Genomic DNA, 11971 nt, shown 5'->3' on the forward strand with positions numbered 1-11971 from the left:
CAGCTCGCCATATGGGCAAATTCGCGAAGCTGCCGAAACTACGACATGCAAGCCGAAACTCCTCGGTGACGCCAGCTATGCGACGGCCTTCGCCACCATGTCCGGATGCTGACCGATCACGCGCACATAGGCGATAGCGAAATCCGGCGCGGTTGCCCGCGCCTGCTCCCAATCGCGTAGCGTGCCGACCGGAACCCGGAAGCGGCTGGCGAACTCGGACTGCGACAGGCCAAGCCCGGTCCTCGTCTTGCGGATCAGGCGGGCGCGCTGGCCCCGGTCCATCGCCCCAGCCGTCACGTCGAAGTCATCGGCGTCAGCCGGGTCAGCAGGTAGCGAGATATGCTCGTTCTTCACCCTTGTTGCTCCTTCTCACTGAGATGAAGCGGGGCTGTTCACCCCGCCAGACGAAGACGCCGGTGAACAGCTTCTCCCCGACGATGCCGACCACCTTGAACCGTTCCTCGCCGTCGATCTCTCGGATGGAGGGGATAATGAGATGGTTGTCGTCCTCAAAAATCCGATCGCCAAAGGCCAGCGGTAATTTGTGCTTTTCGCGATTCGCCGCATCCTTGGCAGAGTCGAACCTGTCCTGCGTCATGGGCTACAATCATACGGGATTTCCGTATAGATCGCAAATCCCTTTTCACTCGTGAAATGTCGAGGGTTTTAGGAGCGCGACAAACCCACAGAGGAAAGGCGCTTAAACCGCTCGGTATGGTAACTGGAGCCGCTGGGTAAACCTTCGCTCGGCCGGCTAAAGCGCCGGCGATTTCGGGCAGCACATTCATCGCATCTCGTCCATGGTCGAGCTTTCAGCACGGCCGGAATGTCGTAGGTGTCGTTGATTGACTTGACGGTTCGCCAATCGAGACCGGCCTGGTAGGCCGGCTCGTGGGCCGCCCCTTCTGTTGCTGACAACCAAACCCTACTGAACCGTGATCTCGGCCCGTTCGCCAGCCTTGACTGTCACCGGCATCTCCTTGTCATGACCCTCATCCGACATATGCCGGACGACGACATAATCGCCGGCGGGGATCGTCTGCTGCCAGTTGTCGCCGTAGTTGAAGCCGAGCGATTTGCGCTTGCCATCGATGTCCTTTTTCGACGAAAACACCTCAATCGAATAAGCGCCGGGCGCCGATATTGCGAGCACGCCCGCATCGAGCACGACCTTCACGTCCTGGCTGTCGCCGGGCTTGATGCTGAAAGGCTGCTCGACGACGGCGAGATCGAGCGTTGTCACCGCCACATAGTCGTCGGGCGGCAGCCAGAACTTGCTGTCGGCCCCATAGGAGTGCTCGACGCTGTCGCGGCTGCCGTCGATCTTCTTCTTCGCCTTGACGATCTCAAAGCCGATGGCCGAATTGTCGGCCTTCTCGCCGCCAGACGTATAGTAGGCATTGAGCATGGCCTGGCCGACGCCGACCACGACGTCCTTTTCTACGGTCTGCCCGGCGGCGAGCTGGATTGTTTCCGTCACCGTGCCGGCACCGATCTGCACCGTCACCTTCTGTTCGCCCGCCGGCACGATGGCCTGGGTGTCGCCGTAATGGGTGGTGCTGCCACCGGGATAGGCGAAATCGACGCGGGCTTCGCTGCTGATCTCGGCACCCTGGCTGGCATGCGGGTGAATGATCAATGTGCCGGCGTTCAGGATAAAGAGCGGTTTTTGGACCTGGCCGGCCTCGATCTTGACCTTCTGCTCGACCTTGGCTTCGTCGTCGCGCGCGACGACGATATAGTCGCCGGGATCGAGTTTGCCGCTATAGCTGCCATATTCGGTGGTGACGGACTCGCCGCGCGAGCCGTCGGGGTTGGCTTTGTAAATCTCCCAGGCATTGCCGTCGGTGATCGGCTCGCCGCCTTCGGCCATCACCACGGTCGGCTGGAAATTGAAAGCAGGCCTTGCAGGCTCCGGCGCAGGCGCTGGCGCTGGCGCCGGTTCGGTTGCCGGCGCCGGCGCGGGGGGCGGTGACGGCGCCGGTGCGGCGACGGTTTCGACCAAAGCTTGCCGCAGCGCCTTCTCGTCGGACGCCTGGATGTACTTGCCGCCGGTGTTGTCGGCGAGGCAAGCGATCTGCTTGCCTTCGTCGGCCGTAAGGCCAAAGCCGACAACGTCGGCTGTGAAATCGACGCCGGACGATTCGAGTTCCTTGCCAAGCGCGCAAGGATCGCCGCCACAGGTCTCGAGCCCGTCGGTGATGAGAATGACGGTCGCCTTGTCCTCGGTGTATTTCAGCGCTTCGGCCGCCTGCTTGACGGCTGATGTCAGCGGCGTCTTACCGAGGAATTTCATGCTGTCGGCCGCGGCCGAAATCGCGCTCGCCGAGCCGGCCTGCGGCGGTACGATCAGCTGGATGTCCTCGCAACTGCCTTTCTTGCGATGGCCATAGGCCATGAAACCGAGTTCATCGTCGGCGGGAACCGATTGCAGCACGCTTCTCAGCGACTCACGGGCGATTTCCAGCTTGGGCCTGCCGTCGATCTGCGCCCACATCGACCCTGAAGCGTCGAGGATGATGATGAGCTTGTTCGCGGCAAAGCCGAATGTCGTCATCGACAAAAGGAGAAACGCCGCAGCGACGCTCCGTGCAAGTCCCGCCATCAAAATCTCCTGAGTAGCCGCCCCGTCCGCCGGCTGAAGCTATTTGAGCCCACCCTGGGACACAAGCCCGGACGCGGCTTGTCCGCGGCTTAGTAGGTGGTGCGGCGCTCTTCGGAAGGCGGGCGGCCAAACTGCAGCCGGTAGCTCTGGGCAAAATAGGAATGCGAGGTGAAGCCGGTGGCGATCGCCACATCGAGGATCGGCATGTTGGTCTGGCGCAACAATTCGCGCGCCCGCTCCAACCGCAGCCGCATGTAGTAGCGGCCGGGCGTGACGTTGAGGTGGCGCAGGAACAAACGCTCCACCTGACGCACCGAAAGGCCGGCCGATTTGGCGAGCTGCACCGCCGAGAGCGGCTCGTCGAGATGGTCGGCCATCAGCTCGACGATGCGCCTGAGCTTCTCCGACTTGCCGGTGAGATCGCGCTCGGGCCCGACGCGCTGGCGGTCGCCGGCCGAGCGGATGCGCTCGTGCTGGAACTGGTTGGCGACGCCATTGGCGAGGTTCGAGCCGAAGTCGCCGCGCACGATCTCCAGCATCAGGTCGATCGAGGTGGTGCCGCCGGCGCAGGTGTAGCGCTTGCGGTCGATCTCGAAGACGTTGCCAGTGCAGTTGATGTCGGGAAAGCGCTCGACGAAGCCGGCGCGGTTCTCCCAATGGATGGTGCAGCGATAGCCGTCGAGCTGGCCGGCCTCGGCCAGCAAATAGGATCCGACCGACAGCGCGCCGAGCGCATTGCCGCGCCGGCCCCAGCTGCGCAGCGCCGCCAGAACCTTGCTCTTGCCGGGAAACTCCGTGGTCAGCCCGACCGAGACGAAGAGGATGTCGACCGGCGGAAGGTCGGCAACCGCATAGTCGATCTTGAGCGGCAAGCCGTTGGACGCCATCACCGGATCGCCATCGGCCGATACCGTCGTCCAGCCGTAGAAATCGCGGCCGAGCAGCCGGTTCGCCGAACGGAACGTGTCGATCGCGGCGGCCAGCGAGAACATGGAGAACTTGTCGACCAGCAGGAATGCGAATTGCCGGCCGCCTTGAACGGGATCATTCATGACCGGCCGTTCCAAGGGAATAGTTGGGTTCGGCAAAGCTGCTGCTTTCTGGTGGTCAGAAGGAGGGCCGTTTCAACCCGGCCGCAAGGTAGGCGGAGGCTAACGTATTGGCCATCAGCATGGCAATGGTCATCGGCCCGACGCCGCCGGGCACGGGCGTGATGGCGCCGGCGGCCTTCGCCGCTTCGGCATAGGCGACGTCGCCGACGAGGCGGGATTTGCCCTCCCCCTTCTCCGGGGCCGGGATGCGATTGATGCCGACGTCGATGACGGTTGCGCCGGGCTTCACCCAATCGCCCCTGATCATCTCCGGCCGGCCAACGGCGGCGACGAGAATGTCGGCGGTGCGGGCCAGCCCCGGCAGATCCTTCGTGCGGCTGTGCGCGATGGTGACGGTGCAATTGGCGGCGAGCAGGAGATTGGCCATCGGCTTGCCGACGATGTTGGAACGGCCGACGACGACGGCATTGAGGCCCGACAGATCCTTGCCGCGCACGCGCTCGATCAGGAGCATCGAGCCGGCGGGCGTGCAGGGAACGAAAGCGGTGTCGAGTTCGCCGGTGCCGAGCTTGCCGACATTGATGAAATGGAAGCCGTCGACATCCTTCTGCGGCGCGATCGCCTGGATGACCTTGCCGGCGTCGATGTGGGCGGGAAGCGGAAGCTGCACCAGGATGCCGTTGATGGCGGGATCGGCGTTGAGGTCGGCGATGATCTTGAGCAGCGCCTCCTGGGAGGTGTCCGCCGGCAGCGTGTGCTGGACCGAATGAAAGCCGCATTCCTTGGCGGTGCGGGATTTGGAGGCGACGTAGACCTGGCTCGCCGGATCCTCGCCGACGATAACCACGGCGAGGCCGGGCTGGATCTTGCCCTTGGCGACAAGCTCCGCGGTCAAGGTCTTCACCGTCCGCACCACGTCTTCGGCAACGCTTTTGCCGTCAATCACTTCGGCCATATGAATCACCCCTCGATACGTTCCGCCAAACCGGCCGCGTCTGAAAATGCGGCGCTTTGGATCCTTTTCTCAATCGTGTGCCGAAGCCTGCATGACCCGGCCAGCCGGGCTGCGTCTCCGGCAAGACACCGCGCGGCATTTTGACGAAAATTCGAACACGCAATCCCGTCAAAGCGCCGTCCGATGCCGTTTACGCGAAACCGGCCCGCTTTTGTTCGACACAGGAGACTATCTTGTGGCTCAGAAATAGCGGCGGCCGGCGCGGCTCTCGGTAAGCTCGCGAACAGCCTCGCGAAATTCGCGCAGGCTGGCGCGAATTTCCTCGATCGACGCCTGCTCGGCGCCCTTCTCGGCGGCGGCGGGCTGCTCCAGCGGCGCGGCGGGATAGGCCGACGGCTGAGCCGGAGCGGGTGCGGCCGGGTAGGGCATGGGCGCGCCATAGGGCGCCGCGGCCTGGGGATGGCCTGCCGCCGACCGCGTCTGCCAAGGCTGCATGTGCGGATAGACCAAGGGCTGCGCATAGGGATGGGACGAGGCCGGATACATCGCCTGCTGCGGCACCAGGGGCGACCGCAATGGCGGTCCCATGGGCCGCGTATAGCCGGCGTCCGCGTCTGGCTGAAAAGATGGCCGCGGATAGTCTGGAGCTGGCGGGCGATGTCCAAAGGCGGAATCCGGAGCCGGATAGTCGGGAAATGCCGGAGTGCTCGCCGGCCGGCCCTCTTCGGCGACAGCGGCCGATGCAGATGCACCGGGAAACGCATCGTCCTGCGCCTCGGTGCCGGGCTTGCGGGACACGGCTTTGCGCAGCCTCGACATCAGCAAGCCGATCCGGCTTGGACCCTCGGTGGCAGCGGCTCCGGGCTGCGCGGCAAGCGGCGGCACTGATGCTGGTGGCGGCGGCGGTGATTGCGGCGGCGATGCTTGCGGTATCGGCGGCGCCGGCGGAGGCGGCGCCCGGAATGCTTGGTCATCGAGCGGCGCCCGGCGCTCCTCTATCTTGCGGTCACGGCGGGATCGTGACCCGGCGGTCTCACGCAGGCTTTCATAGGCGCCGCGCATGGCGCCGAGACCGACGCCGGAGGCAAAGCCCAGCAGCAGGCCGGCAAGCGCCACCACGGCGCGCGACGGCCCGTTCGGCTCCAGCGGAATGGAGGCGGGCGAGATGACGCTCATATTGGCGGTGTTGATATTCTTCTGCTCGCCGGTCTCCTTGGCGCGCAGGAGATATTGCTCATAGACCGAGCGCTTGGCCGAGGCCTCGCGTTCCAGTTCGCGCATCGAGACAAGGTCGCTGTTGACGTCGCCGCTGCGCACCTTCATCTGCGCCAGGCGGGAAGCAAGGTCCTGTTCGAGCTGGACCGAGCGTTTCAGGTCAACCTGCAGCGACGACGCGATGCGGCTGAGTTCGGCGACGATGCGTTCGCGCGCGCCGGTGAGCTGGGCCTCGAGCGCCTGGCGCTCGGGATGGCGCGGTCCGAGCCGGACCGCTGCCCGATCAGCCTCCTGTTTGAGCGTTGCGTATTGCGAGCGCAGATCGCTCATGGAGTTGGAGTTGATCTCTTCAGGCAAGGTGCCGCTGAGCACCGAATTCACGTTGACCTGACGTGCCGAGGCCGCGCGGGCGTTCAGCTCCAGCGTGCGGGCGCGAGCGACGGAAAGCTGCTCGTTGAGCTTGAGCATCTGGTCGTCGCTGATCAGATGGCCCTGCGCGTCGACAAGATCATGGGTGGCCCTGAAATCCTCGACCTTGCGCTCGGCCGCCTCGACGCCCTTGCGCATCTCGTCGAGTTTCGCCGTCAGTTCGTTGTTGGCCCGGCCGGCAGTGTCGGACTGGATTTCACCCGAAGTCTGCAGGAAGACCTTCGTCATCGTTTCGGCGATGAGCGCCGATTTCTGGGCGTCCTGCGTGGTGACGCCGATGGTGATCACGGAGGTCTTGCCGCCGCGCTCGACCGAAACGCTCTCGGCCAGGTTGACGATGGCAAGGGAAAGGCGGCGGGATTGGTCGACACCGCCCGGTCCGTCCTGGCGCAACAGGATCGAGCGGATCAGCGATATGACGCTCAGGCCGCCATTGCCTTGGCCGTTGAACTCGGGGTCGTCGACAAGGTTGAGCTCCTGGACAACCTTGTTCAACACGGTGCCGGAGGTCAGCAACTTGATCTGGTTCTCGACGTTGACGAGCGCCGCGTCGGGCATGACCACCGCCTGGGTGAGATCGCGATCCGTAAGCTTCAGGTCGCGCGGGTCGACGATCAGTTCGGTGGTGGACTCGTATTTCTTCGGCGTCGACAGGGCAATCGCAACGCCGAGCGCCGCGCCCAGTACCGTCGTGGTGATGATCAGCGCTTTGGACCTGGCGACGCCGCGAACCACCTGCATCGGATCGATCAGGGGCTTCCATTGCTGGCTGTCGGCATCCTCGCCAGGAGATGCTCCCGCTTCGCTCGCGCTCAGCGGTTCGGATGTGCTGCGCGGGGAATCAACGCTCGAGGCGATCTCAGGAACCGTCTCTTCATACGGCATCGCCGGGTCCGAACCGCCGATACCGGCCCCATGGGGCGAATGCGAAATGCCGGCGGACGCCGGAGCCGGCTCGTCGCCCGGCTGCAAGCGTTGCGTTGCGGCGGATGCGGAAGGCGCCGGATTCATCTTCGCCTCGCGCTGCGAACGCGCCAGGCGATGACGTGTGGCGGCATCCTCGCGCCATGACGGATTTGCCCGATCCCCTAGCGAGACCAGCGATGCCTCGTCCTCACCGCGCACGGCTTGGCCAAGCGCCAGCAAGGATCGCTCGCGCCTCCAGTCCTCACGATTTTCCCTGTCGCCCATTGTCGCGGAGCTTACTTTCAGCCGCCAGACAGCGGCAGTCGGCCATTTGTTAAGCCACGCTAAACAAGCATAGGAAACAAAAGGTTAATTTTAGGCGGCCGAAAGCATTGCTTGATGCCGGCTGCTTGGAATTTCAGCAGATGCAGGAAGATTTCAGAAGGGCACGTTAAACTTTGCCGCCTATGCCTTTCCCTGACCTATGACTGAGGCCAGCGACATACCGCAGAGGCGGCCCCTCGCCCGGATCGGCACCTTCGTGGCCGAAAGACGGGGGATGGTTCGCGACTATTTTTCAGCGATCAGCGGCGCCGGCGGGCGGCTGGTGTTTTCACTCGCCTACTTCATCGCCTTGGCCAATACGCTTTCCATCGCCGAGTTCGGCATGTTCGCCACCGCCTCGGCCGCCGGAGTGATGCTGTCGCGGCTTCTGGCCTTCGGCTTCATCTCGGCACTCTACCGCACCGCCACCATCCGCCCCAACCTGATTGGCACCTTCACCGCAGGCTTCCTGCTGCTGGGCATCGTCTCGTTGCCGCTGCTCGCCGCGGCCTCCTACATCGTCTACCTGATCTTCTTTGCCAGCACCGTGCCGCTGCCGGTGTTCGCGGCAATCGTCTTTGCCGAGGCGCTTCTGTGGCGGCCGGTGGAGGTGGCGCTGATCGTCAACAACGGTCTCGGCAAATTCGGCCGTGCCGCCGTGCTGGCGATCCTGGCGACGGCGTTGCGGGCAGCCGGCGCGGTGCTCTTCATGTTCTGGGCGCAACACAGCGTCTGGGTGTGGTCCTGGTTCTATATCGGCGCGAACGCGGCCTCGCTGCTGGTCGCGTTCGGCCTCTTCTATCCGCGCCAGCGGCTGCGGCTGCGCGGCGAGCTCTATCTCAGGCGGCTCGCCGATTCGATCTACGTCGCCGGCGCCGAGGTGTTGTTCTACCTGCAGATGGAGTTCGACAAGCTTCTGGTGCTGGCGATCGGCGGGCCGCACCTGGCCGGCATCTATGCCATCATCATGCGGCTGGTCGACCTGACGGCGATCCCGATCCGCACCTTCTCCATGATGCTGGTGCAGCGCATGATGCGCGCCCCGGAGCTCTTGTCACGGCTGGCGGTCAAGAGCGGCATCGAAGGCGGCGTATTCGCGGTCTCGACGCTGGCGCTGCTGGCGCTTGCCGTGGTGCTGCATTTCTTCCCCGGGGCGCTCGGCAAGAACGTCTCGGAGGCCGCTCCCCTGGTGGCGCTTGCGATCGGCGTTCCGGGACTGCGCAATCTGGTCGAATACCAGGCGGAACTTCTGTTCGCGCGCGGCCAGACGCTGGTGCGGGCGCTCAATCTCGGCCTGCTCGCCGCTCTCAAGGCGCTGCTGCTGACCTATGTGCTGACAACCATTGCCGACACATCGAAGCTGGTGCTGTCGCTCAACGTCGTCTTCCTGCTGCTCTATCTCGCGTCGATGCTGCTGACCTATTCGGCGCTGCGCAAGCCGGCGAAGGCGATCTGATCCTTCATCCGGGCAGTCTTTCCGCGAACCGGTTCGCTTTTCAGGATCAGGGTCGGTCGAGCCCGATCAGCCGGCGGATGCGGCCGGTATCGGTGCCGATGAAGGACTGCATGCCGATCGCCACCTGTTCGGGCGCCATGGCGGCAACGAAGCGACGGAATTCATCATCCGACAGCGCCTCACCGGTCCAGTGGACGCGGCAGAATTCTTCCGAGCCATGGAAGTGGCCAGCGCCGTCCAGCAGATCGTCGACATAGCGGCCATAGATCATGCATTCGGAGAATTTGCGCGCCGAGCCGACGACCTCGACCCAGTTTCGGCCATGCACCTCCTCGATCCGACTGCACATGGCCAGCACGGTGTCGCGGCGCCAGGCGATCAGCGTCGAAATGTAATCGTGAACCGAATTCCTCGACGGATCGATGCCGAGCGCGGAGCCGGCATTGCGCGACCATATGCGATGCTCGTCATGACCGTCCTGCGCAAGCACGCCGTCACGGCGGAACAGCCGCGCCTTGCCGTCGCGCCAGAACGCGCCGCAATCGAAAGGCTTCAGGAAGGCGACGTCGGAATCGCAGAAGACCAGGACGTCCTGGCATGCGTGCGCCGCAACGGCGATGCGGCGCAGCTGCTGCACGTGCCAGCCGCGCAGCGGCTGCGTCTTCAGGCTGAGCCAGACGCGCCGCCGGAACAGGCTAAGCGGATCGTCGAAGACATGCAGCCAGCGCGGCAGCAACTCACGTTCGTCGACGACGGATCGGTTGGCGCTCTCCAACCGGCGAAACAATTTAACGTCCCGGGCTTCGACCAGAATGTAATGATGCGCGACGCCCGTGACGTGGCGGTCGAGGGTTTCGCAGAGCAGGCGGCAACGCTCGAAATCCGGCGCATAGCTTGCCGTCACCATGGCTGCCGTCGGCGTTGCCCGAAGCAGTCCGGGTTCGGCGATCGCGCCCGGAACGAACCTCTCGTTCAACGGACGTCTCCGGCTTGGGGCCGGAACAATTTCTGTTTGAGGACCCGCCACAGGAACAAGGGGTTGCCGACCACATAGCGGCGCCAGAGCCGTCCCGGCTCGACCGCCAGGCGAAACAGCCACTCCAGCCTGAGGCGCCGTATCCACAAGGGCGCGCGCGGCACGGCGCCGCTGAGAAAATCCAGCAGCGCGCCGACCGCGATCGGCAGCGTGCAGTGGCGCTCGTCGATGTGCCGTTCGATCCACAATTCCTGGCGCGGCACGCCCATGGCGACCAGCAGCATATCAGGCCGCAGCGCCGCGATGCGTTCGATGATTTCCGGCTCCTGCGCAGCGGAGAAGTAGCCGTCATGGATGACCACGAATCTGTGCTGGACGGCAATCGCCGCGAGCTTCTTCGACGCGGCCTCGGCATTGACGCGCGTCGCGCCGAGCAGCCCCACGGTCAGCGGCCGGGTCACCGACCGCAGAAAGGCCGGTACGAAGTCGGTGCCGTTGAGATTGTCCGGGAACGGCGCGCCATAGAGAAGCTGCGCTGCGAGATCGACGCCGATGCCGTCCGGCAGGATGAGAAAATCGTCGAGCGCCTGGGCGAACACCGGATCGGTGTAGGCGAGATTGGCGTTATGGGCGTTGAGGAAGCTGACCTTGGTGAAGCGTCGTTCCGCGATCAGCCGCGTCAGCAGGGCGATCGCGTCGTCCCAGCGAATGGCGAGCACGGAGATGCCGAAGATCGTCTTCAATGTGTCGGGCCCGAATGCGGCGCGGGCGGCGTGCATGTTCATGCAAACGCCTCCTGCATGACCGGACCGAGCTTCTCCAGGCCAAGCCGGATGGCGGCGTCGAGCGCCTTGAGCTGCCGGCGGTGGAACGCGCTGCCGTCAACGTCGCTTATGTCGGCCGCCGCGGTCTCCAGCGCCTTGGCAAAGGCGACCGGATCGTCGGTGACCGCGCAATTGACCGGGCGATGGTCAATGCCGCGCAGCGCGTGGCTGGTGGCGACGGCGGGCAGGCCTAGCTCGAACGTTTCGATCGTCTTCAGCTGCACGCCGCTGCCGGCGGTGCTGATGAGCGGGATGACGGCGCCGCCACGTATGAAGGCCTGGGCGTCCGGCACGCGTCCGACGAAAGCAACGCCGGGATGCGACGAGACGATGTCAGACGGCATGCTGCCGGCGATCCTGATGCGGAAGTCCGGGCGCAGATGCGGTACCACCTTGTCCAGGAACCAGCCGAGCCCGATGCGGTTCGGCTGCCAAGTCCAGGTGCCGATCAGCGCGGCGTCGCACTCAATCTTGCGCCGGCCGTTACGCGCCGGTGGCGTGGCGCCCGTCACCAGCGGCAGCACCGCCGAGCGGTCGTCGGAGGCCACGCCAAGTGCCGAACGGTCTTCCTCGGCCAGCGTGAAGACGAAACGCGCGCGGCGGCACAGACGCTCTTCCACGCTCTCGAGCAGCCTTGCCTCGCGGCGGAACAACAGGCGCTGGAAGATGCCCGGGGCGGCAGCGGCATTTTCCCGCGCCGAAAGATGCTCGACATTGTGGGCGACGAAGATCGAAGGCCGCTCGTCGAAGAGTTTTTCGAAGGCGCCGGCGAACTGCACGGAATTGAGCACATAGCCGTCGAAGGGGCCGGCGCGCTCGATGGCGGCGAGGACTTCGGCATCGGAGACCGCACGCAACTTGGCCGACGCGAAGGTGAGGCCCGAAAGCATCGCCTTGCCGACCCAGGCAAGCTTTTGCAGCGCTGAAGCATCTTCGGTGCGCACGTCGACAGCACCCAGAACGATGGTGCTTTCAGGATCGGCGGCGGCTTTCCCCGGCCAGATGAAGCCGATGACGGTGACGCGCGCGCCGGCGCGCCGCAAGGCAGCGATGATTGCAGCATTGGCGATCTCGTAGCCCGATGCGAGAGCGCCATCGGGCACGATCGATGTGGCGAACAGCAGATGCATCTCACCTATCCTGTGGTGCAGCCGGTAGCAAAGCGCGGTGAACCCTTGATTAAACGCGCGCGCATCGACGACCCAAAACCTCGGCTTGAAGAGCCACTC

The 11971-nt window shown here is 64.6% G+C and carries 10 protein-coding genes and 1 pseudogene; 1 reads left to right on the plus strand and 10 read right to left on the minus strand.

The window, feature by feature from the left end; translation table 11 throughout:
• Positions 1 to 75: 75 nt before the first annotated feature.
• From FJ942_RS07740 to FJ942_RS07770, 7 genes and pseudogenes are all read right to left on the minus strand, one after another.
• A complete protein-coding gene (locus tag FJ942_RS07740; RefSeq protein WP_140501090.1) occupies positions 76 to 354 on the minus strand; it encodes a helix-turn-helix domain-containing protein in 279 nt (92 codons plus the stop codon).
• Positions 323 to 598 (minus strand): BrnT family toxin, encoded by a 276-nt coding sequence (locus FJ942_RS07745; protein WP_140501088.1) that lies wholly within the window; start codon positions 596 to 598, stop codon positions 323 to 325. The genes FJ942_RS07740 and FJ942_RS07745 overlap by 32 nt, the downstream gene beginning before the upstream one ends.
• Positions 510 to 885: pseudogene (locus FJ942_RS28825) on the minus strand (hypothetical protein); the annotation flags it as partial. The gene FJ942_RS07745 and the pseudogene FJ942_RS28825, both read right to left, overlap by 89 nt.
• A 40-nt stretch (positions 886 to 925) precedes the next feature.
• Positions 926 to 2605, minus strand: coding sequence for a VWA domain-containing protein (locus FJ942_RS07755; protein ID WP_140513380.1), 1680 nt, complete (start codon positions 2603 to 2605; stop codon positions 926 to 928).
• Between the two features lie 89 nt (positions 2606 to 2694).
• On the minus strand, positions 2695 to 3657 hold the full coding sequence (locus tag FJ942_RS07760) for a GlxA family transcriptional regulator (protein ID WP_140501084.1): 963 nt from the start codon (positions 3655 to 3657) through the stop codon (positions 2695 to 2697).
• Between the two features lie 55 nt (positions 3658 to 3712).
• Entirely contained in the window at positions 3713 to 4612 is a 900-nt protein-coding gene (gene folD, locus FJ942_RS07765; protein ID WP_140501082.1) for a bifunctional methylenetetrahydrofolate dehydrogenase/methenyltetrahydrofolate cyclohydrolase FolD, read from the minus strand.
• 240 nt (positions 4613 to 4852) lie between these two features.
• Positions 4853 to 7447, minus strand: coding sequence for a GumC family protein (locus FJ942_RS07770; protein ID WP_140897443.1), 2595 nt, complete (start codon positions 7445 to 7447; stop codon positions 4853 to 4855).
• Between the two features lie 199 nt (positions 7448 to 7646).
• On the opposite strand from FJ942_RS07770, the gene FJ942_RS07775 reads away from it, so the two are divergent.
• Positions 7647 to 8942, plus strand: a complete 1296-nt coding sequence (locus FJ942_RS07775; RefSeq protein ID WP_140501079.1) for a lipopolysaccharide biosynthesis protein — start codon at positions 7647 to 7649, stop codon at positions 8940 to 8942.
• Positions 8943 to 8988: 46 nt separating this feature from the next.
• Here the strand turns inward: FJ942_RS07775 and FJ942_RS07780 are convergent, their stop codons facing one another.
• The 3 genes from FJ942_RS07780 to FJ942_RS07790 are packed head-to-tail and all read right to left on the minus strand — an operon-like array spanning position 8989 to position 11872.
• On the minus strand, positions 8989 to 9918 hold the full coding sequence (locus tag FJ942_RS07780) for a DUF6492 family protein (protein WP_140897444.1): 930 nt from the start codon (positions 9916 to 9918) through the stop codon (positions 8989 to 8991).
• Positions 9915 to 10703: a WecB/TagA/CpsF family glycosyltransferase gene (locus tag FJ942_RS07785; protein WP_140897445.1), complete on the minus strand. Its 789-nt coding sequence runs from the start codon at positions 10701 to 10703 to the stop codon at positions 9915 to 9917. Before FJ942_RS07785 ends, FJ942_RS07780 begins: the two co-directional genes overlap by 4 nt.
• Entirely contained in the window at positions 10700 to 11872 is a 1173-nt protein-coding gene (locus FJ942_RS07790) for a glycosyltransferase family 4 protein (protein WP_140897446.1), read from the minus strand. The genes FJ942_RS07785 and FJ942_RS07790 overlap by 4 nt, the downstream gene beginning before the upstream one ends.
• Positions 11873 to 11971: the final 99 nt, after the last annotated feature.

This window comes from Mesorhizobium sp. B2-4-2, assembly GCF_006442845.1.
In the GTDB taxonomy this organism is placed as follows: Bacteria; Pseudomonadota; Alphaproteobacteria; order Rhizobiales; family Rhizobiaceae; genus Mesorhizobium.